This is a genomic window from Pseudomonas sp. PDM18 (assembly GCF_014852585.1).
Taxonomy (GTDB): domain Bacteria; phylum Pseudomonadota; class Gammaproteobacteria; order Pseudomonadales; family Pseudomonadaceae; genus Pseudomonas.
Genome location: NZ_JACVBX010000003.1, coordinates 99,351 through 119,046 on the forward strand (window position 1 = coordinate 99,351; position 19,696 = coordinate 119,046).

Here is a 19,696-nt window from a genome sequence, read left to right on the forward strand (position 1 = left end):
CATGAAAAAGGCGACCCTCGGGTCGCCTTTTTATTACTTCACCACCTTGAGACTTGGCCGACCACTGGGGCGAGGCGGCTCGTCGGAGGGGCCGTCATCGGGCAGATCCTCGTCATCGGTAGGCACCGGCGGCTCCAAATCAAAAACCATGCCCTGGCCGTTCTCCCGCGCATAGATGGCCATCACAGCCTGTGACGGGACATAAAGGCTCTGGGCGACCCCACCGAAGCGACCCTCGAAGCTCACCGCCTCGTTGTCCATCTGCAGGTGGTGCACCGCGGTCGGCGAGACGTTGAGCACGATCTGGCCATCACTGGCATAACCCGGCGGCACCCGCACACCCGGATACTCGGAGTTCACCAGGATATGCGGCGTGCAGCCGTTGTCGACGATCCACTCATAGAGGGCTCGCACGAGATAGGGACGACTGGAGTTCATCATCAGGCTCCTTAGCGCATATCACGTTCGATAGAGGACAGGCTCGCACGGAAAGTTTCCCGCGCAAACTGCCGCTCCATGTAGTCCAGCAGAGGCTTCGCCGGCCGCGGCAGCTCAATGCCCAGGATCGGCAGACGCCAGAGGATCGGCAATAGGCAGCAATCCACCAGGCTCAGCTCATCACTGAGGAAGAACGCCTTGTCGGCGAACAGCGGCGACACCCCGGTCAGACTCTCACGCAACTCCTTGCGCGCCAAGGCTCGTTCGGCATCCTTGCGGCGGGTATCAAGGATACGGTCCACCAGGCTGCACCAGTCGCGCTGGATGCGGTGCATCAGCAGGCGGCTGTTGGCGCGAGCTACCGGGTAGACCGGAAGCAGCGGCGGATGTGGATAACGTTCATCAAGGTACTCCATGACCACCGTCGACTCGTAGAGCGCGAGATCGCGATCCACCAGGGTCGGCAGGCTGCCATAGGGGTTCACTTCGGCGAGTTTGGCCGGGATGTTGCCGGCAGGTACGTCGATGATGTCGGCGACAACGCTCTTCTCGGCCAGCACCAGACGCACGCGGTGACTGTAGTGGCAGGAAGGGTCGGAGAAGCAGGTGAGCTTGTTGATTGCGGCCATGCCGCGCGCCTCCTCGCAGGATCTTCTTGTGGGAGGTAGAAAAACGCACGCGCGCCCCGTAGGGCGCGCGCTTGTTACTACGACTGGTGGTGCTTAGTGCACGTCCTTCCAGTATTCGCGCTTGAGCAGGTAGGCGAACACGAAGAAGAAGGCCAGGAACAGCAGGACGTAGGTGCCGATACGGTGAGAGTCCAGCTTGTTCGGATCAGACGAATAAGCCAGGAAGGTCACCAGGTTCTTCACCTTCTCGTCGAACTGAGCCTCGGTCAGCTGACCGGATTTCGGCACGATGGTCAGTTGGTCGCAGGCCTCGTGGGTCAGCGGGGTACCGGTCAGAGGATCGTACTGCTTCTTGCCATCCTCGACGACCTGAACCTGCTTGCAACCGACGACCTGGCGGCCCTGCAGGCTGACCAGCACGTTCGGCATGCCGACGTTCGGGAAGACCTTGTTGTTCACGCCCCACGGACGCTTGGGATCTTCGTAGAACGAACGCAGGTAGGTGTACAGCCAGTCAGTACCACGAACGCGAGCTACCAGGGTCAGGTCTGGCGGCGCAGCGCCGAACCAAACCTTGGCGTCAGCCGGCTTCATACCGATGTCCATGTGGTCACCGATCTTCGCACCGGTAAACACCAGGTGGCTCATCATCAGCTCTTCCGGGATACCCAGATCACGGCCGACACGCTCATAACGCTGGAACTTGGCGCTGTGACAGCCCATGCAGTAGTTGGCGAAGGTGCGCGCGCCATCCTGCATGGCGGCCTTATCGGTCAGGTCGATATCGACGCGATCCAGGGCCGGGCCATGACCTTCGGCGGCAAAACCGAAGACAGGCAGCAGAGCCAGAACAAATGCAGCGAATTGCTTTTTCATCAGCCAGTCACCCTTTCCGGAACCGGTTTGGTTTTCTCCATCCGGGTGTAGAACGGCATCAGGATGAAGAAGGCGAAATACAGAATGGTGCACAGGCGGGACAGCGTGGTGCCAAGCGGCGACGGCGCTTGCGAGCCGTAGTAGCCGAGGATCACGAAGGAAACCGCGAAGATCACCAGCCAGATCTTGCTCAGCCAGCCCTTGTAGCGGATCGAGCGAACCGGGCTACGGTCCAGCCATGGCAGCACGAACAGCACAGCAATGGCGGCGCCCATGGCGATAACGCCCATCAGCTTGTCCGGAACGGCGCGCAGGATGGCGTAGAACGGTGTGAAGTACCAAACCGGGGCAATGTGATCCGGGGTCTTGAACTGGTTCGCCATCTCGAAGTTGGGCTTCTCGAGGAAGAATCCGCCCATTTCCGGGAAGAAGAAGATCACGGTGCAGAAGACGAACAGGAAGACCACGACACCGACGATGTCTTTTACGGTGTAGTACGGGTGGAACGGGATGCCATCCAGAGGAATGCCGTTCTCGTCCTTCTTCTTCTTGATATCCACGCCATCGGGGTTGTTCGAGCCGACTTCGTGCAGCGCCAGGATGTGCAGCACCACCAGGCCGAGCAGGACGATCGGCAGCGCGATCACGTGCAGGGCGAAGAAGCGGTTCAGGGTGATGCCGGAAATCAGGAAGTCACCACGGATCCACTGGGACAGGTCTTCACCGATTACCGGGATGGCGCCGAACAGCGAGATGATCACCTGGGCACCCCAGTAGGACATCTGGCCCCAGGGCAGCAGGTAGCCCATGAAAGCCTCGGCCATCAGGGCGAGGTAGATCAGCATGCCGAAGATCCACACCAGCTCGCGCGGTTTCTGGTACGAACCGTACAGCAGGCCACGGAACATGTGCAGGTAGACGACCACGAAGAACGCCGACGCACCGGTGGAGTGCATGTAGCGGATAATCCAGCCGTAATCTACATCTCGCATGATGTACTCGACGGAAGCGAAAGCCTCTTCCGCCGACGGGGTGAAGCTCATGGTCAGCCAGATACCGGTGAGGATCTGGTTAACCAGGACCAGCAGTGCGAGCGAACCGAAGAAGTACCAGAAGTTGAAGTTCTTCGGGGCGTAGTACTTGCTCAGATGGTCTTCCCACATCTTGGTCGCGGGGAAGCGGGCATCGACCCAAGCCATGAACTTGTTCATCAGGCTTTCTCCTGGTCCACACCGATGGTCAACTCATCACCATCCAGCGTATAGGGCGGAATCGGCAGGTTCAGGGGCGCGGGCTGCCCCTTGTAAACGCGGCCGGCAAGATCGTAATGGGAGCCGTGGCACGGGCAGAAGTAACCACCCTTCCAGTCCGGACCGAGATCCGCGGGAGCGACTTCCGGGCGGAAGGTCGGCGAGCAGCCCAAGTGGGTGCAGATACCGACGATCACGGCCAGCTCGGGCTTGATCGAACGCAGCTTGGGATCGACGTAGGCCGGCTGTTCCGATGCCTTCGACTCGGGGTCGGCCAGCTGCCCGTCTAGGGTCGGCAGCGCATCCAGCATTTCCTTGGTGCGATGCACCAGGAATACCGGCTTGCCGCGCCACTCGGCCACAACCTGCTGGCCCGGCTCGATCTTCCCTACGTTGACCTTCACCGGCGCGCCAGCGGCCTTCGCCTTGGCACTGGGGAACCATGACCCCACGAACGGGACCGCAGCTCCGACCGCTCCTGCCGCACCTACCACCGAGGTGGCCGCGACAAGGAAGCGACGCCGGCCTGCATTCACGCCGTCATTACTCATTCAGTCGTCTCCCATCAGCTTCAAGCCTGTTCAAATCAGGCTTTTAAGTAAAAATTCGAGCCGCGCAAAAAATTCGCCAAATGGTAAAGAAAAGCCCTTGTGATGACAAGGTAATAGCCTGTTACGCAACCCCTGGAACCCTTGCGCCGCGCGGCTTGCGCGGATGCGACACCTTGCCGCACGAACTTATTGAAGACATAAAAAAACGCCCAGTCCAAAGGATCTGGGCGTTTTTTTCGAAGCGTCGTATTAACGCTTGGAGTACTGCGGACGCTTACGCGCTTTGCGCAGACCGACTTTCTTACGTTCAACTTCGCGGGCGTCGCGAGTGACGTAGCCGGCTTTACGCAGCGAGCTGCGCAGGGTCTCGTCGTACTCGATCAGAGCGCGGGTGATACCGTGACGGATCGCACCAGCTTGACCGCTTACGCCACCGCCAACGACGGTTACGTAGATATCGAACTTCTCGGTGTTCTCGGTCAGCTCGAGCGGCTGACGGACAACCATGCGAGCGGTCTCACGACCGAAGAACTGCTCGATGGAGCGGTTGTTGATGGAGATCTTGCCAGTACCCGGACGCAGGAAGACGCGAGCGGTAGCGGTCTTACGACGGCCAGTGCCGTAATTTTGAGTCGCCGACATAATGAGCTATCCCGTTAAATCTTCAGTTCTTGAGGCTGCTGAGCGGTGTGCGGGTGGTTGGCACCCTTGTACACTTTCAGCTTGCGGTACATGTCGCGGCCCAGCGGGTTTTTCGGCAGCATGCCTTTGACGGCAGTCTCGATAACACGCTCAGGAGCCTTGGCGATCAGCTTCTCGAAGTTGATCGACTTGATACCGCCCGGGAAGCCCGAGTGATGGTAGTACATCTTGTCGGTAGCTTTGGCGCCGGTGACACGAACCTGCTCGGCGTTGATGACGACGATGTAGTCGCCGGTGTCAACGTGCGGGGTGTATTCCGGCTTGTGCTTGCCGCGCAGGCGGGTAGCAATCTCGGTAGCCAGACGACCCAGGGTCAGGCCAGCAGCGTCGACGACGAACCAGTCGCGCTTAACAGTTTCTGGTTTCGCGGTATAAGTTTTCATTCGTTATAGCCTCAGGGGCCGCCTGAAAATAAGACGGCGAATCTTACTGGACAGTGGTTGCCTTGACAAGTCAAGGACAGCCGAAGACAGACACGAATTGGGGCTCGGGTCGGTGTGCGTCCGTAACGACTAGATGTATCAATCGGCAGGCTTTGGCATCCCCCACCGATGAAAGGCTGCGAAATTATGCAGATTCCGGCAGAATTTTCAACTGTATGACGCACTTGTTTTCATGAGGAGACCTGCATGGAGTACCGCCCGCTCGGCCGCACCGAACTGAAAGTCAGCGCCCTTTGTCTGGGAACCATGACCTGGGGCGAACAGAATACCCAGGAGGAGGCTTTCGCCCAGATCGAACGGGCCAAGGCCGCCGGTCTGAATTTCATCGATACCGCCGAGATGTACCCGGTGCCGCCGCGCGCGGAAACCTACACCCGCACCGAGCAGATCATCGGCAACTGGTTCGCCCAGCGCGGCGATCGCGCTGACTGGGTACTCGCCAGCAAGATCGCCGGCCCCGGCAACTCCATCAGCCACATCCGCGACGGCCAGCCAAAGCTTGATCGCAAGAACATCGTCGCGGCGCTGGACGGCAGCCTCAAGCGCCTGCAGACCGACTGGATCGACCTCTACCAGTTGCATTGGCCTGAGCGCAGCACCAATTTCTTCGGCCAACTGGGCTACCAGCACAAGGAAGAAAGCTTCACCGCGCTGGAAGACACCCTGGAGGCCCTGGACGAGCAGGTTCGCGCCGGCAAGATCCGCCACGTCGGCCTCTCCAACGAGACGCCCTGGGGCACCATGCGCTTCCTGCAGATCGCCCAGGAGCGCGGCTGGCCGCGCGCGGTGTCGATCCAGAACCCCTACAACCTGCTCAACCGCAGCTTCGAGGTGGGCCTGGCGGAAGTCGCCATCCGCGAGCAGATCGGCCTGCTGGCCTATTCGCCCCTGGCCTTCGGCATGCTCTCGGGCAAGTACTTCGGCGGCGCGCGCCCGGCCAATGCACGGATCACCCTGTTCAGCCGCTTCACCCGCTACACCAACCCGCAGACCGCCAGCGCCTGCGACCGCTACGTCACCCTGGCCCGCGAGCACGACCTGGATCCGGCCCAGATGGCCCTCGCCTTCGTCACCAGCCAACCGTTCGTGACCAGCAACATCATCGGTGCGACCAACCTCCAGCAACTGGAAGCCAACCTGGCCAGTTTCGAGCTGAAGCTCTCCGACGAGGTGCTCGCAGGCATCGAGGCGATCCACAAGGACCAGCCAAACCCGGCCCCCTGATCGCTGCGCAAACGAAAAAGCCCGGCAATGCCGGGCTTTTCATCCGTGCCGGTCACAGCGCGCGGGCGATGATCTCCTTCATGATCTCGTTGGTCCCGGCGTAGATACGCTGCACGCGTGCATCGGCCCAGGCACGGGCGATCGGGTACTCCCACATGAAGCCGTAGCCACCGTGCAATTGCACGCACTCATCGAGCACCTTGCACTGCAAGTCGGTGGTCCAGTACTTGGCCATCGCCGCGGTCGGCACATCCAGCTTGCCTTCCAGGTGCTGCTCCAGGCAGCGGTCGACGAAGACGCGACCGACCTGAATCTCGGTAGCCATTTCCGCGAGCTTGAAGCGCGTGTTCTGGAAGTCCGCAACGGATTTTCCGAAGGCCTTGCGGTCGCGGGTGTAGTCCAGCGTCCATTTCAGCGCCGCCTCGGCCGAGGCCAGCGCGCCGAGGGCTACGGTCAGGCGCTCCTGGGGCAGTTCCTGCATCAGGTAAATGAACCCCTGCCCGTCCTTGCCCAGCAGGTTTTCCTTGGGGATGCGCACATCCTGGAAGAACAGCTCGGAAGTGTCCTGGGCCTTCATGCCGACTTTTTCCAGGCGCTTGCCCTTGCTGAAGCCCGGCGTGCCGGCCTCCACCAGGAACAGGCTGGTGCCCTTGGCGCCGGCCTTGGGGTCGGTCTTGGCGACCACGATCACCAGGTCGGCCAGCCAGCCGTTGGTGATGAAGGTCTTCGAGCCGTTGATCACGTACTCGTCGCCATCCAGCACGGCGGTGGTCTTCACGCCCTGCAGGTCGGAGCCGGCGCCCGGCTCGGTCATGGCGATGGCCGAGACCATCTCGCCTGAGATCAGCCTGGGCAGGTAGCGCTGCTTCAGCTCTTCACTGCCGTAATGGAGGATGTAGGGCGCGACGATGTCCGAATGCAGCGAGAAGCCGATGCCGGTCAGACCCAGACGACCGATCTCCTCGATCACCACGGCGCTGTAGAGAAAGTCCGCGGCCATGCCGCCATAGGCCTCGGGCAGATGCGAGCAGAGCATCCCGGCCTCCCCGGCCTTGTTCCAAAGCTGGCGATCGACGTGACCGTCCTTTTCCCACTGGGCGTGGAAGGGCACTGCCTCCTGTTCGAGTAACTTGCGGACGCTGTCGCGGAACAGCTCGTGGTCTGAACTGAACAGGGTTCTTGGAATCATGCGCTGCACCTGCGGATCGGTTGTAGGAATTATTGGAAGGCCGACTGTAGGCCAAGCACGAACCGCTCTGCACTGGACACTTTCGCCAAAAAATAAGACGATCCAGCCGCATCATGACCGCTTTAGCGTCATGCAAAGACATCCATAAGAAGTACAAGAACCGATGCCCAATCCAGCTTCCCGTGTGCTGCGCCGCGTCAGCATCCTCGCCACCCACGGCGTGTTCGGCTCCACCCTGATGCAGGCCAAGGACTTCTTCCACATGGCCGCCCTGCGCCATGGTCGCCAACAGGGCCTTGGACTGCAGCCCAGCTTCGAGACCCGCATCGTCAGTCCCGACGGCCAGCCGGTGATGACCTTCAGCGGCGATCTCCTGCCGGTACACGGTGCCCTGGACGAACCGGAGTTAGTCATTCTTCCCGCCTTCTGGGGCGACTTCGACGAACTGCTGACCCTCTATCCACAGGTGATGCCCTGGTTGCGCGACCGTCATGCAGCTGGCTGCGTGTTGTGCGGCGAGGTTTCGGGGGTGTTCTGGCTGGCCGAAGCAGGACTACTGAACGGGAAGGAAGCGACCACCTACTGGCGCTTCTTCCGCGAATTCGCCGAGCGCTACCCCAAGGTGCTGCTCAACCAGGACAAGCACATAGCCGACGCCGACAACATCTACAGCGCCAGCGGCCTGACCTCGGTGCGCGACCTGTACATCTACCTGATCGAGCACTTCTGCGGCGCCGCCGTTGCCCAGGGCGTGGCCCGCGACATCCTCTATGAAGTGCAGCGCACCTACACGCCCGGCCGCCTGGGCTTCGGCGGCCAGAAGCTGCACCACGACCCGGCAATCCTGCAGATCCAGCACTGGCTGGAAGAGCACTTCTGCGACAAGTTCCGCTTTGAAGACGTGGCTCGCGAGCACGGCATGAGCATCCGCAACTTCATGCGGCGCTTCCAGGCGGCCACCGGCGACAAGCCGCTGCACTACCTGCAGCGCCTGCGCATCGAGACCGCGCGCAACCTGTTGTCCACCAGCCGCAAGAGCATCAAGACCATCAGCTACGAAGTCGGCTACGACGACGCCAGCTTCTTCGCGCGCCTGTTCAGACAGCACACTGGGCTGTCACCGAATCATTACCGGCGCCAGTACGAACAGAAGGAAGCCTGAAACAGGCCATCCCTAGGATGGGTTCACGGACTCGGGTGCCGCCCTATGATCAGGGCAGCAATCGACAACAAGAACCCAACGGGATATCGCCATGCGCCGCTTTCTGCTTGCCTTGATGGCCGTCTTCAGCCTGAACGCTGTGGCGGACGACACCTGGAAACCCTTCCCCTACGACCAGAGCGCCTTCGACTACAGCGGCGACAAGCTGCGCGCGGCATGGCCGCGACTAACACGCGGCTTCGGCGCCAACTACCCGTTCCCGGATGCGGATTGGGTGGTGACCATGGCCACCCGGCATCCCGACGCCCTTGAGAAGACCGTGACCGCCGGCACCGGCTTCAGCGGCAAGCCGGAAGAGGCGCAGGTCTACGCCGAAAAGCTGCAGGACGTGTGGCGCAAGGTGTTCCGCGGCGACTTCGCCCGAGCCAAGAAGGACGGCCTGGCACTGGGCGTCGGCGGGCAGGTGCCGGGCATGTTCGCCCAGGTTCTTTACGCCATGTTCCTCGCGCCGAACCAGGAAGAAAAGCAGCGCCTGCTGGAGGAAGTCATCAGCTACACCGACGAGGCCGGTCCGCTGCTCAACGCCGACCCAATCGCCCAGTTCGGCCGCGCCTACGCCAAGGCCCGCCTGGCCGAGGACCTGTCGGTGCCGGTGGTGCTCAAGCGCGGCTACACCGGCGACATCCCCAAGGAACTGGACGCCCTCCTGGCCAAGCAGCCGAACCAGCCGTTCGCCCTGGCGCTCTACGGCGGCTATGAAGCCGGCGTGATCCGCAAGGTTGGCAAGCTGGTGGGCAAGATGACCTACGGGGTCAGTGCGGACAAGATGGAGCAGTACTTCGCACGCTCCTTCCGCGCCTCCGACGACCTGCCCATCGGCCACTACGAATACGCCAACGCGCTGGGCTACGTGTATGGCGAGGACGAGGAGCAGAAGGCGCTGGATCAGCTGAAGAAGGCTGTAGCCATCAAGCCGATCAACGCCATGGAGGCGCTGGAAGTCGCCCACGCCCAGCAATTGCTAAAGAAGGCGCAGCAGGAGATGGCGCAGCGCTGAGTCACCACTTGCAGGAGCGAGCTTGCTCGCGAACATTTCCCGGCAGCTCCGGTGCTGGGCGGTTCGCGAGCAAGCTCGCTCCTACGAAGAGCAAAAAACAAAAAAGGCTGCCCAAGGGCAGCCTTTTTCATTCACCGGACCATCAGGGACGGTGCGGGCGGCTCAGGTATTCGTGGGACTGCATTTCCAGCAGGCGGCTCAGGGTGCGCTGGAATTCGAACTCCAGGCGGCCACCGGTATACAGGTCCTTGAGCTCGACCTCGGCGGAGAGGATCAGCTTGACGTTGCGGTCGTAGAACTCGTCCACCAGGTTGATGAAGCGGCGCGCCATGTCGTCCTTGGCCACGCCCATCTGCTCGACGTTGGAAATCAGGATGGCGTGGAATATCTTCGCCAGCTCGATGTAGTCGTTCTGGCTGCGCGGGCCGTCGCACAGCTCGCGGAACTCGAACCAGGCCACGTCATCACAGGTGATCCGCGCACGGATTTCGCGATTCTCGATCATCAGTGCATCGTCGCGGGTGGCCGCGGCGCACTCCGGTGTCAGGGCCTTGAAGTCGCGGGTCATGGCCTGCTCGGCCTGCTCGGACAGCGGCCAGTGGTACAGCTCGGCCTGCTCCAGGGCGCGCAGGCGGTAGTCCACGCCGCTGTCGACGTTGACCACTTCGGTGTGCTGCTTGACCAGCGCGATGGCCGGCAGGAAGCGGGCACGCTGCAGGCCGTCCTTGTACAGGCCGTCCGGCACGATGTTGGAGGTGGCCACCAGGCTGACGCCGTTCTTGAACAGCTCTTCCAGCAGGGTCGCGAGGATCATCGCGTCGGTGATGTCGGAGACGAAGAATTCGTCGAAGCAGATGACCCGGGCCTCGTCGGCGAAACGCTTGCCGATGATGGTCAGCGGGTTCTTCTCGCCCTTGAGGGTCTTCATTTCCTCGTGGACGCGCTTCATGAAGCGGTGGAAGTGCGTGCGCATCTTCTGCTTGAAGGGCAGCGCCTCGAAGAAGGTATCCACCAGGTAGGTCTTGCCGCGGCCGACGCCGCCCCAGAAATACAGGCCCTTCACCGGCTCCTGGGACTTCTTGCCCAGCAGCTTGCCGAACAGGCCGGTCTTGCCTTTATCCGCGGCGACCAGGTCGTCGTAGAGGCGTTGCAGGTGCTTCACGGCGTTCGCTTGCGCGGCGTCGTGGAAGAAATCGGGGCGTTTGAGGTCTTCCTGGTAGCGCTGAAGAGGCGTCATGATCGGTAGCAAGGCAACGAAAACGGGGGCGCACACTTTAGCGGCGCCCCCGTTGCTTGGCAATTGGCCGGTAGTCGGACCGGCCTGCCAACCCTCACTCCTGCGGAGCGAGAGCCTCACGCAGGCGCTGCATGGCAGCGTCGCGCTCCGCGTCGGTGGAGAATTCCGGGCTGTACGCCACGGCCTCGCCATCCAGGCGCACGCTGAAGGCATTCAGCTCGGCGTGCAGGTCCAGCTCCTCGGCTTGCAGGCGCTTGGTCACCTGGCCCGCGGCCTTGCCGTCGGCGAAGGAGATGGACAGCAGCAGTTGCTCACCAGCGGCATCCAGCAGTCGGAAGCGGAAGCCGTCGTCCTCGCGGAAGCTGACGAAACGCGCGGCCTTGGTGGCCTTCTTCTTGCCTTCCGTCACCACCTGTACCTGCTCGCGGAACGAGCGCAGGCCCACGGCCTCGCGCAGCTCGCCGAGGAAGGGGGTGGCGATGCGGCGGGCCTTGGCGGCACCGGCCAGGAGGATGTCCTCCAGGTCGGCCGGACGGGTGATCAGTGCATGGTAGCGCTCGCGGGCTTCGCCCAGCTCGTTGTCGAGCAGTTCGAACAGGCGCTGCTTGGCTTCGCCCCAGGCCAGGCCACCGAGCAGCTCGGCGCGGAACGCGGCCTGTTGCTCGTGGGTGGAGAAGGCCTGGTAAAGGGTGAACAGATGCGAGTTATCCGGGTCCTTCGGCTCACCCGGCGCCCGGGAGTCGGTGACGATGCGCGCGACGGCGTCCTTGAGCTGCTTGGCGCTGCCGAACAGCGGGATGGTGTTGTCGTAGCTCTTGGACATCTTGCGACCGTCCAGGCCCGGCAGGGTCGCCACGTCTTCCTCGATCACCACCTCGGGCAGAGTGAACAGCTCCTTGCCGTTGCCGAACAGGTGGTTGAAGCGCTGGCCGATGTCGCGGGCCATTTCTACGTGCTGGATCTGGTCGCGGCCGACCGGCACCTTGTGCGCATTGAACATCAGAATGTCCGCGGCCATCAGCACCGGGTAGCTGTACAGGCCCATGGTGACGCCGGCGTCCGGGTCTTCGCCCGCCTCGACGTTCTTGTCCACCGAGGCCTTGTAGGCGTGGGCGCGGTTGAGCAGACCCTTGGCGCTGACGCAGGTGAGCAGCCAGGTCAGTTCGGGGATTTCGGGAATGTCGGACTGGCGATAGAAGGTCGCCTTGTCAGCATCCAGGCCGCAGGCCAGCCAGGTGGCGGCGATTTCCAGGCGCGAACGCTGGATGCGCGCCGGGTCATCGCACTTGATCAGCGCGTGGTAGTCGGCCAGGAAGTAGAAGGAATCTGCCTGCGGATCGCGGCTGGCGACGATGGCCGGGCGGATGGCGCCGGCGTAGTTGCCCAGGTGCGGAGTACCGGTGGTGGTGATGCCGGTCAGGATACGGGTCGTCATGGGAATCCAGGAATCAACACAAATGAAATGGCGGGCCGGATGGTAACGCGGCTGGCCGACCTAGGCGAGCCGGGCCTGTATCAGGTCCTTGAGCTCGATCAGCTTGCCGTGGAAGAAATGGCTGCACTCGGGGATGCGGATCAGTTCGTGCGGCTTGCTGAGCTCGGCGCTCCAGGCATACACACGCTCGGGAGTGACCACTTCGTCGGCTTCCGGCTGGATCACCGTCAGCGGGCAGCGCTCGGGCAGGTCGACGTCAAAACGCTCCACCGGCGGCGCCAGCATGAACAGTTGCGCAAGGTCAGCGCCCTCCTCTTCCAGGCGCTCGGCGGCGTTGCCGGCCACGCAGGAGCCGAAGGAGAAGCCCATCAGCGTCAGCGGCAAGCCCGGATGCTGTTCGGCGACCCAGTGCGCGACGGCCATCACGTCGTCGATCTCGCCACGGCCTTCGGCATAACTGCCGGCGCTCTGACCCACGCCACGAAAATTGAAACGCAGGGTGGCGTATCCTGCATCCCGTGCGGCGCGCTGCAGGGTGGCGACCACCTTGTTCTGCATGGTGCCGGCGAACAGCGGATGTGGATGACAGATCAGCGCGACGCCCCTGGCGTCGGGCGTGGCGAGGTGCAGGGCTTCCAGCTGGCCGTCGGGGCCGTCGAGGAACAGGGGAATTTCGCGGGTGGTCAAACAACAGCTCCGTGACCCCGTGGCGGGTCGTCTCGTCTAGCTCAATACCTGCGCAGGCGGCGAAGCATTCGCCACGGTATACAAGCACAGGTGCAAGCCGCTAACGTAAAGCAAAGCCGTCTATAGAGGAAGGATTCGCGTGGAACAGTCCCTCACCACCTGGTTGCTGCCGCTACTCGCCCTGATCGTCGGGGTCGGCATCGGCTTTCTGATCGCCCGCCTTCTGCCCAACGCCGCGCCCAACAAGCTGCAGCGTCAGGTAGACGACATGCAGGATCGTTTCGATAGCTACCAGCGCGAAGTGGTGACCCACTTCAGCACCTCCGCCAGCCTGATGAAGAAGCTCACCCAGAGCTATCAGGATGTGCAGGAACACCTGTCCGAAGGCGCCGAGCGCCTGGCCCTGGACGAACAGACCAAGCAGCGCCTGCTGGCCGCCCTGCACGCCGACGAGTACCCCGAGCGCCGCGAGCGCCTGACCCCGCCGGCAAACAACGAAGCGCCGCGCGACTATGCGCCCAAGACCGGCGACGGTCCGGGCACCCTGGACGAGACGTACGGGCTGAAGAGCAAGTACTGATCCCTCGCGCCGAAGAAAAAGCCCCGCCGATGCGGGGCTTTTTCATTCAGGCTGACAGGTTTACCAGCGGAAGGTCACGCTGCCCAGCAAGGTGCGCTCCTCGCCCCAGTAGCAGCGCCCGGCGTTGTTGCAACCGGCGACGTATTCCTTGTCCAGCAGGTTCTTCGCGTTCACCTCGGCGGACCAGTGCTCGTCGAGCTGGTAGCCGACCAGCGCATCCACCAGGGTCACGTCGCCGGTATCCAGCTTGCCGTACAGCGACGCCGGGGTGTAGGCGAAGGTGCTGTCGAAGTGCCTCACGCCGCCGCCCACGCGCAGGCCTTTGAGATAGCCATCGAGGAAGCGGTAGGTGCCCCAGGCCGACGCCTGGTTGCGCGGTACGCCAGTCATCTGGTGGTCCTCCAGCAGCGAGCCGGGGGAATCCTTGGTGATCCGCGAGTCGGTATAGGTGTAGGACGCGGTCAGGCTGAGGTTCTCGGTGATGTCGCTGTTGACCTCCAGCTCCAGCCCCTTGGAACGGCTCTCACCCACCTGCCGGTAGTCGCCCACAGTGCTGTCGTAGATCACGTCGTCGGTCTTGCGCAGTTCGTAGACCGAGGCAGTCATCGAGGTATTCCAACCCTTGGGCTCGTACTTCACGCCGACTTCATACTGCTCGCTGGTAGTAGGGTCGAGGGTGCCGGATTTACTCGACGTCTGCTGGGTCGGGGCGAATGCGGTGGAATAGCTGATGTAGGGCGACAGGCCATTGTCAAACTGGTACATCAGGCCGGCCTGCCAGGTGAAGTCGTGGTCCCAGTAGTCGAGGTCGGCCAGGCCGTTGGTGGTACCGGCGCGGTTACGGTATTGGCTGTTGACCTCATCCAGGCGCCCGCCTAACAAGGCGATCCAGTTGTCGTAGTGCGTCTGCAGCTGGCCATAGAGGCCATACATCTTCTGCTCCAGCAGTGCGTCCTGCACGTGGATCGGCGTGGTCGGCCTGGTTGTCCACACCGGATCGAACACGTTCACCGAGCCACCGGCGCCCGCCTCCCAGTCCTGATTGAACGAGGTACGGTCGAAGCTCGCGCCCACCAGCACGGTGTTGGCCACCTCGCCGGACTGGAAGTGCCCCTCGAACTGGTTGTCCAGCGAGTAGGTCATCGACTTGTTGTAGCGGTCGTAGGCGGTGTTATTGACGTTGGTGCCGAAGCCACCGTTGTTCAGGCTGCCCGGCCACATTTCGCGGCGATCGATGCGAGATTGCATGTAGCGCGAGTTCTGGCGGAACTGCCAGGTGTCGTTGAACTGATGGCTGAACTCGTAGCCCAGTGTCCAGGACTCACGCTCGAACTTGTCCCAGTCCGGGTTGCCGGACAGGGTGTCCTTATCGATCTTACCGTTGGGGTTATGCAGCAAGGTCCCGGCGGCCGGGTAGCCCAGTTCCATCAGCGTGCGGTCGCGCTGGTAAGTCGAGAGCAGCGTCAGCGTGGTGGCATCGTCGAAGTTGAAGGTCATCGACGGAGCGATATACAGGCGATCGTCTGGCTGGTGATCGACCTGGGTGCCGGAGTCGCGACCTAGCATGACCACGCGGCCGAGGATATTGCCCTCCTCCGTGAGTGGGCCGGAGACGTCGACACCCAGTTGCTTGCGGTCGTGGGAACCGTAGGTGAGCTGGAACTCGCCGCGCGGATCGACGGTCGGGCGCTTGCTGACCAGATTGACGATGCCGCCGGGTGCGTTCTCGCCGTAGAGGATCGAGGTCGGGCCGCGAAACACCTCGACGCGCTCCAGGCCGTAAGGCTCGCTGGTGGTGTCGTAGCGATTGCCTTGCACGCGCAGGCCGTCGCGCAGCAGGCCGTAGCCCCAGTCGGTGGCGTTGAAGCCGCGAATGAAGAACAGGTCGCCGGCCAGACCATCACCGGCAGCGAACGGCGGGGCGAAAATGCCTGGTACGTACCCCAGCACATCGGTCAGGGTCTGCGACTGCTGGTCCTCCATGCGCTGGCGAGTCACCACGGAGATCGAGCGGGGTGTCTCCGCCAGTGAAGTGCTGGTCTTGCCTGCGGTGGAGCTGACCTTGGCGTTGTAGCCGTTGCCATCCTGCTGCGCCCCAGCAGCGCCAGTGCCGATGATCGAGGTCGAATCCATCTGCAGCACAGTGTCATTCGGATCCGGTTGCAGCACGTAGCCGCCGGAATCCTGCGGCACCGCCTGCAGGCCGGTGCCATCGAGCAGCAACGCCAAGGCGCGCTCAACACTGTAGCGCCCATCGAGGCCTTTGCTGGACTTGCCGGCGGTCAAGTCATTGTGGCCGACCAGGTAGATTCCGGCCTGGCTGCTGAACTGGTTGAGCGAGGCCGCGAGGGCACCCGGCGCGATGTGGTATTCGCGCAGAGCGGCCTGTTCCGCGCCGGAAGCCGCCCGCGCGGGCGAACTCAGGGGCAGCGCAGCGACGCTGCAGAGCGACAACGAGATGGCCAGCGCCAGCGGCCGCCGGGCGAAGCGGCGCGAGGAGGAAGTGGGCGAGTGCATGGAATTCCCTGGTTCGGTGCAGTGGGTAAAAGTGCGTTTCTGTGGAATGACCGAACGGGAAAGAGAAAAGGGAACCGCAACGAAAAGTTTTTTGCGATACGTCAGACGGACTCGATGCTGACCCACCAGGGCGTCAGGCGCTGGACCTTCACCGGCAATGCCGCCGCCAGCAGTCGCAGTGCCTGGTCGCTATCGTCCAGCGGGAAGGCGCCCATCACCGGCAGTTGGGCGACAGCCGGATCACAACCCAGGTAGCCGTGGCGATAGCGCCCCAGCTCCTCGACCAACTGGCCCAGAGACATGTTCTCGGCGGTGAGCACATGGCGAACCCAGGATTCCCCCGCCGGCTGTGCTGCCGACACCTCGCCGATGGCAAGACGTGTGAAATCGACGCGCTGGCCGGCCTCCAGCACCCGCCTCTCGCCACTGTCCGCCGTCCGGACCTCCACAGCGCCGCGGTAGACATTTAGGCGCGTAGCATCGCCCAGTTGCCGTACCGCGAAGCGCGTACCGAGCGCGCGCAGCCGCCCCTGATCGGTGTCGACGAGGAAAGGCCGATGCGCGGCATCCGTCGCGGTATCCACCAGCACCTCGCCAAAGCGCAACCGCAGCAGGCGCTGGTCCGGGCCGAAATCGGCATCCACCGCACTGATCGCCGCCAGCCAGAGATGCGTGCCATCGGCGAGGATCGTCTCGCGAGTCTCGGCGGTGCTGGTGCTGTAGTCGGCACTCCAGCCCTGCACCAGCCGCGGGAGAGCAGTGCCGCGCCAGGTGCCCAAGCCAAGCAGCAGGCCGCCACTGAGCACCAGCAGGCTCTTGAGCCCCTGGCGGCGCGAGAGCTGGCGCTCACCGCTGGTCTTGAGCACCCGTCCCGCCAGTTGCCTTTCACCCTGTAGTGGCGCGAAGCGTTGGCCTATGCGCTCGACGTAATGCCAGGCGGCCTGGTGCTCGGCGTGCAGGTCGAACCACTGGCGCCATTGTGCGTGGAGTTGCGCGCTGGGATTTTCATCCTGCAGCAGTACGTACCAGTTCGCCGCCTGCTGCAGGCTCGCGTGGCTGAGTTTGTCGTCGTAGCCGTTCACTCCACCAGCACTCCGTCCAGCTCGGCTTCCAGTACCGCGCAATGCAGGAAGGCCTGGGCGAGGTACTTCTTCACCATGCGCTCGGACACCCCCAGCTCCACGGCGATTTCGCGGTACGGCAAGCCATCGATCTGCGCCAGCAGGAAGGCCAGGCGCACCTTGGCGGGCAGGCGCAGCAGCATCGCGTCCACCTGGTGCAGGGTTTCCAGGATCAGCGCCAGTTGTTCGGGAGACGACTGCACCGTTTCGGGCTGCGCGACCAGGGATTCAAGCCACGCCTGCTCCAACTGCTGGCGGCGCCACTGGTCGATCACCAGGCCGCGAGCAATGGTCGCGAGGTAAGTGCGCGGCCGGTCGAGATACACTGCGACGCCCTTGGCACGCACCGTGAGCACACGCAGGAAAGTGTCCTGGGCAAGGTCGGCAGCGCGCTGCGAGCAGCCCGTCTTGCGCCGGATCCAGCTCTGCAGCCAAAAATGGTGCTCGGCGTAGAGGCGGCACATGTCGTGATCCGCGAGTTGTGTACGACTCAGTAGCGACACCACCGCACCTGCAATTTGTCAAATAATAATCAGTCTCATTATTAAGCAGGGTACTGGTTGCCGGCAATAGCCATCTGCCAGTGAATCTTCGCGGACGCCTCGGGATGTTCGTGGGAGAGCCCTCGCTCCCACAGAAAGCAAAAGAAAAAGCCCCGCAGGTGCGGGGCTTTTTCCGTTCAGCGCTGTGCGATCAGATCGCGCCGCGCTGGCGGAGCAGGTCGAGGACTGCCTTGACGCCCTCTTCCACCGACTGGCTCTGGGTGTCAATCACCAAATCGGCATCCAGCGGCACGTCGAACGGGAAGGACTCGCCTGGGATGTTGTCCTGGCCGGCGGCGTACAGGCCCTGCGGATCACGCTCACGGCAGACCTGCGGGGAGGCCTGGACGTAGACGGTGACCAGCCGCTCGGCGCCGATCAGCGACTTGGCGCGCTCGCGCCCCTCGGCGCTCGGAGCGACGAAGGCGCACAGGCTGATCAGTCCGGCTTCATTGAACTGACGTGCCACATGAGCGGTGCGCAGCCAGTTCTCGGTACGACCAGCGCGATCCTGCGGCAAGCCCTTGTTCAGGTCATGACGCAGATTCTGGCCGTCCAGCACATAGACCGCGCGGCCCATGTCGAACAGCTTGCGCTCCACGGCATAAGCCAGGGTGCTCTTGCCAGCGCCGGAGAGACCGCTGAACAGCACGGTAGCTGGCTGCTGGCCGAAGCGTGCAGCGCGCTCCTCACGAGCTACGTGGGCATTCGCACCGTGGTGGGCGACGGTGCCGTGACTCGACTGCGGTGCAGCGATGATCATGCCGGCGCCGACGGTGCCGTTGGTCAGGCGGTCGATGACGATGAAGGCGCCGGTGGTGCGGTTCTGGTCGTAGCCGTCCAGCGCGATCGGTGCATCCAGGCTGACCTTCACACGGGCGATCTCGTTGAGCTTGAGCTCGCTGGCGGCGGTCTCTTCCAGGGTGTTCACATCGACCTTGTGGGTGATGCTGGGGATGGAGCCCGGCACGTAGCTGGTGGCGCGCTTGATGTCGTACTTCTTGCCCGGCAGCATCGGCTCTTCGGCCATCCACACCAGCATGGCGTCGAAGCCGTCGGTGACCTGCGGACGGTTGTCGGCGTGAACCAGCATGTCGCCGCGGGAGACGTCGATCTCGTCTTCCAGGGTCAGGGTGACGGCCTGGCCCGGGCCGGCCTGTTCCAGCTCACCTTCGAAGGTGACGATGGACTTGACCTTGCTGCCCTTGCCCGACGGCAGGGCGATGACTTCGTCGCCCTTGCGCACGATGCCGCTCGCCAGGGTGCCGGCGAAGCCGCGGAAGTTCAGGTTCGGACGGTTGACGTACTGCACCGGGAAGCGCATGTCGTCGAGGTTGCGGTCGCCCGCAACTTCCACGGTCTCAAGGATTTCCATCAGCGACTGACCGGTGTACCACGGCGAGCGCTCGGACTTGTTGACCACGTTGTCGCCCTTCAGAGCCGACATCGGCACGAAGTGCAGGGAGTTGGTCTTGAGGTTGATCTTGTCGGCGAACTGCAGGTAGTCGGCCTTGATCTGCTCGAAGACGCTCTGGTCGAAGCCCTTGAGGTCCATCTTGTTGATGGCGACGACGATGTGCTTGATGCCCAGCAGGGAGGCGATGAAGCTGTGCCGGCGGGTCTGGGTCTGCACGCCGTAGCGGGCGTCGATCAGGATGATGGCCAGGTCGCAGGTGGACGCGCCGGTAGCCATGTTGCGGGTGTACTGCTCATGGCCGGGGGTGTCGGCAATGATGAACTTGCGCTTGGCGGTGCTGAAGTAGCGGTACGCCACGTCGATGGTGATGCCCTGCTCGCGCTCGGCCTGCAGGCCGTCGACCAGCAGCGCCAGGTCGACGTCATCGCCGGTGGTGCCGACTTTCTTCGAGTCGCGGGTGATGGCCTCGAGGTGGTCCTCGTAGATCATCTTGGAGTCGTGCAGCAGGCGCCCGATCAGGGTGCTCTTGCCGTCGTCGACGTTGCCGCAGGTGAGGAAGCGCAGGAGTTCCTTGCGCTCGTGCTGGGCCAGGTAGGCGAGGATGTCCTCGCTGATCAGATCGGATTGATGCGACATGGT

The 19,696-nt window shown here is 63.0% G+C and carries 19 protein-coding genes; 4 read left to right on the forward strand and 15 right to left on the reverse strand.

The features are described from left to right. Positions 1-33: 33 nt before the first annotated feature. The 7 genes from IB274_RS08435 to rplM form a co-directional block, all read right to left on the reverse strand. The gene (locus tag IB274_RS08435; protein ID WP_192431791.1) at positions 34-438 is read right to left on the reverse strand and encodes a ClpXP protease specificity-enhancing factor; all 405 of its coding nucleotides are present in this window, start codon (positions 436-438) and stop codon (positions 34-36) included. An 11-nt stretch (positions 439-449) separates the two neighbouring features. Then, on the reverse strand, positions 450-1,067 hold the full coding sequence (locus IB274_RS08440) for a glutathione S-transferase N-terminal domain-containing protein (RefSeq protein ID WP_192431550.1): 618 nt from the start codon (positions 1,065-1,067) through the stop codon (positions 450-452). Positions 1,068-1,160: 93 nt separating this feature from the next. After that, complete coding sequence (locus IB274_RS08445; protein WP_192431551.1) at positions 1,161-1,943, reverse strand: cytochrome c1; 783 nt, start codon at positions 1,941-1,943, stop codon at positions 1,161-1,163. Next, positions 1,943-3,154 carry a cytochrome b gene (locus IB274_RS08450; RefSeq protein WP_015475860.1) on the reverse strand — a complete coding sequence of 404 codons (1,212 nt, stop codon included), beginning with the start codon at positions 3,152-3,154 and terminating at the stop codon, positions 1,943-1,945. Before IB274_RS08450 ends, IB274_RS08445 begins: the two co-directional genes overlap by 1 nt. Further along, entirely contained in the window at positions 3,154-3,744 is a 591-nt protein-coding gene (gene petA, locus IB274_RS08455; protein ID WP_138521293.1) for a ubiquinol-cytochrome c reductase iron-sulfur subunit, read from the reverse strand. Before petA ends, IB274_RS08450 begins: the two co-directional genes overlap by 1 nt. A gap of 249 nt (positions 3,745-3,993) precedes the next feature. After that, entirely contained in the window at positions 3,994-4,386 is a 393-nt protein-coding gene (gene rpsI, locus IB274_RS08460) for a 30S ribosomal protein S9 (protein WP_015475858.1), read from the reverse strand. 14 nt (positions 4,387-4,400) lie between these two features. Further along, positions 4,401-4,829 (reverse strand): 50S ribosomal protein L13, encoded by a 429-nt coding sequence (gene rplM, locus IB274_RS08465; protein ID WP_015475857.1) that lies wholly within the window; start codon positions 4,827-4,829, stop codon positions 4,401-4,403. 246 nt (positions 4,830-5,075) lie between these two features. On the opposite strand from rplM, the gene IB274_RS08470 reads away from it, so the two are divergent. Beyond that, positions 5,076-6,113 carry an NADP(H)-dependent aldo-keto reductase gene (locus tag IB274_RS08470; RefSeq protein WP_192431552.1) on the forward strand — a complete coding sequence of 346 codons (1,038 nt, stop codon included), beginning with the start codon at positions 5,076-5,078 and terminating at the stop codon, positions 6,111-6,113. A gap of 52 nt (positions 6,114-6,165) precedes the next feature. Here IB274_RS08470 and IB274_RS08475 read toward each other — a convergent pair whose 3' ends face one another. After that, positions 6,166-7,311, reverse strand: a complete 1,146-nt coding sequence (locus IB274_RS08475) for an acyl-CoA dehydrogenase family protein (RefSeq protein ID WP_192431553.1) — start codon at positions 7,309-7,311, stop codon at positions 6,166-6,168. A gap of 253 nt (positions 7,312-7,564) precedes the next feature. Here IB274_RS08475 and IB274_RS08480 point away from each other — a divergent pair, with 253 nt between their 5' ends. Beyond that, positions 7,565-8,464 (forward strand): GlxA family transcriptional regulator, encoded by a 900-nt coding sequence (locus IB274_RS08480; protein WP_192431792.1) that lies wholly within the window; start codon positions 7,565-7,567, stop codon positions 8,462-8,464. A gap of 91 nt (positions 8,465-8,555) precedes the next feature. Continuing rightward, positions 8,556-9,521 (forward strand): hypothetical protein, encoded by a 966-nt coding sequence (locus IB274_RS08485; RefSeq protein WP_192431554.1) that lies wholly within the window; start codon positions 8,556-8,558, stop codon positions 9,519-9,521. A gap of 142 nt (positions 9,522-9,663) precedes the next feature. Here IB274_RS08485 and zapE read toward each other — a convergent pair whose 3' ends face one another. From zapE to IB274_RS08500, 3 genes are all read right to left on the reverse strand, one after another. Next, a complete protein-coding gene (zapE, locus tag IB274_RS08490; RefSeq protein WP_081517474.1) occupies positions 9,664-10,758 on the reverse strand; it encodes a cell division protein ZapE in 1,095 nt (364 codons plus the stop codon). A gap of 94 nt (positions 10,759-10,852) precedes the next feature. Further along, positions 10,853-12,193: a tryptophan--tRNA ligase gene (locus IB274_RS08495; protein WP_192431555.1), complete on the reverse strand. Its 1,341-nt coding sequence runs from the start codon at positions 12,191-12,193 to the stop codon at positions 10,853-10,855. A 60-nt stretch (positions 12,194-12,253) separates the two neighbouring features. Beyond that, positions 12,254-12,880: an alpha/beta hydrolase gene (locus IB274_RS08500; protein WP_192431556.1), complete on the reverse strand. Its 627-nt coding sequence runs from the start codon at positions 12,878-12,880 to the stop codon at positions 12,254-12,256. Positions 12,881-13,019: 139 nt separating this feature from the next. Between IB274_RS08500 and IB274_RS08505 the strand changes: the two genes are divergently transcribed. Next, a complete protein-coding gene (locus IB274_RS08505) occupies positions 13,020-13,460 on the forward strand; it encodes a YhcB family protein (RefSeq protein ID WP_045209602.1) in 441 nt (146 codons plus the stop codon). 60 nt (positions 13,461-13,520) lie between these two features. Here IB274_RS08505 and IB274_RS08510 read toward each other — a convergent pair whose 3' ends face one another. From IB274_RS08510 to cysN, 4 genes are all read right to left on the reverse strand, one after another. Continuing rightward, positions 13,521-15,977 carry a TonB-dependent siderophore receptor gene (locus IB274_RS08510; RefSeq protein WP_192431557.1) on the reverse strand — a complete coding sequence of 819 codons (2,457 nt, stop codon included), beginning with the start codon at positions 15,975-15,977 and terminating at the stop codon, positions 13,521-13,523. A gap of 101 nt (positions 15,978-16,078) precedes the next feature. Next, on the reverse strand, positions 16,079-17,059 hold the full coding sequence (locus tag IB274_RS08515) for a FecR domain-containing protein (protein ID WP_192431558.1): 981 nt from the start codon (positions 17,057-17,059) through the stop codon (positions 16,079-16,081). Further along, positions 17,056-17,562, reverse strand: coding sequence for a sigma-70 family RNA polymerase sigma factor (locus IB274_RS08520; protein ID WP_192431559.1), 507 nt, complete (start codon positions 17,560-17,562; stop codon positions 17,056-17,058). Before IB274_RS08520 ends, IB274_RS08515 begins: the two co-directional genes overlap by 4 nt. A gap of 229 nt (positions 17,563-17,791) precedes the next feature. After that, positions 17,792-19,693, reverse strand: coding sequence for a sulfate adenylyltransferase subunit CysN (gene cysN, locus IB274_RS08525; RefSeq protein ID WP_192431560.1), 1,902 nt, complete (start codon positions 19,691-19,693; stop codon positions 17,792-17,794). Between the last annotated feature and the right edge of the window lie 3 nt (positions 19,694-19,696).

Excerpts from the sequence above, each read along its gene's own strand:
- IB274_RS08480 (WP_192431792.1), top strand. The coding sequence starts at position 7,565 with ATGGCCGCCCTGCGCCATGGTCGCCAACAGGGCCTTGGACTGCAGCCC.
- zapE (WP_081517474.1), bottom strand. The coding sequence starts at position 10,758 with ATGACGCCTCTTCAGCGCTACCAGGAAGACCTCAAACGCCCCGATTTC.
- cysN (WP_192431560.1), bottom strand. The coding sequence starts at position 19,693 with ATGTCGCATCAATCCGATCTGATCAGCGAGGACATCCTCGCCTACCTG.
- IB274_RS08520 (WP_192431559.1), bottom strand. The coding sequence starts at position 17,562 with ATGTGCCGCCTCTACGCCGAGCACCATTTTTGGCTGCAGAGCTGGATC.
- IB274_RS08470 (WP_192431552.1), top strand. The coding sequence starts at position 5,076 with ATGGAGTACCGCCCGCTCGGCCGCACCGAACTGAAAGTCAGCGCCCTT.
- IB274_RS08445 (WP_192431551.1), bottom strand. The coding sequence starts at position 1,943 with ATGAAAAAGCAATTCGCTGCATTTGTTCTGGCTCTGCTGCCTGTCTTC.
- rpsI (WP_015475858.1), bottom strand. The coding sequence starts at position 4,386 with ATGTCGGCGACTCAAAATTACGGCACTGGCCGTCGTAAGACCGCTACC.
- IB274_RS08485 (WP_192431554.1), top strand. The coding sequence starts at position 8,556 with ATGCGCCGCTTTCTGCTTGCCTTGATGGCCGTCTTCAGCCTGAACGCT.
- IB274_RS08510 (WP_192431557.1), bottom strand. The coding sequence starts at position 15,977 with ATGCACTCGCCCACTTCCTCCTCGCGCCGCTTCGCCCGGCGGCCGCTG.
- IB274_RS08450 (WP_015475860.1), bottom strand. The coding sequence starts at position 3,154 with ATGAACAAGTTCATGGCTTGGGTCGATGCCCGCTTCCCCGCGACCAAG.
- rplM (WP_015475857.1), bottom strand. The coding sequence starts at position 4,829 with ATGAAAACTTATACCGCGAAACCAGAAACTGTTAAGCGCGACTGGTTC.
- IB274_RS08495 (WP_192431555.1), bottom strand. The coding sequence starts at position 12,193 with ATGACGACCCGTATCCTGACCGGCATCACCACCACCGGTACTCCGCAC.
- IB274_RS08440 (WP_192431550.1), bottom strand. The coding sequence starts at position 1,067 with ATGGCCGCAATCAACAAGCTCACCTGCTTCTCCGACCCTTCCTGCCAC.
- IB274_RS08435 (WP_192431791.1), bottom strand. The coding sequence starts at position 438 with ATGAACTCCAGTCGTCCCTATCTCGTGCGAGCCCTCTATGAGTGGATC.
- petA (WP_138521293.1), bottom strand. The coding sequence starts at position 3,744 with ATGAGTAATGACGGCGTGAATGCAGGCCGGCGTCGCTTCCTTGTCGCG.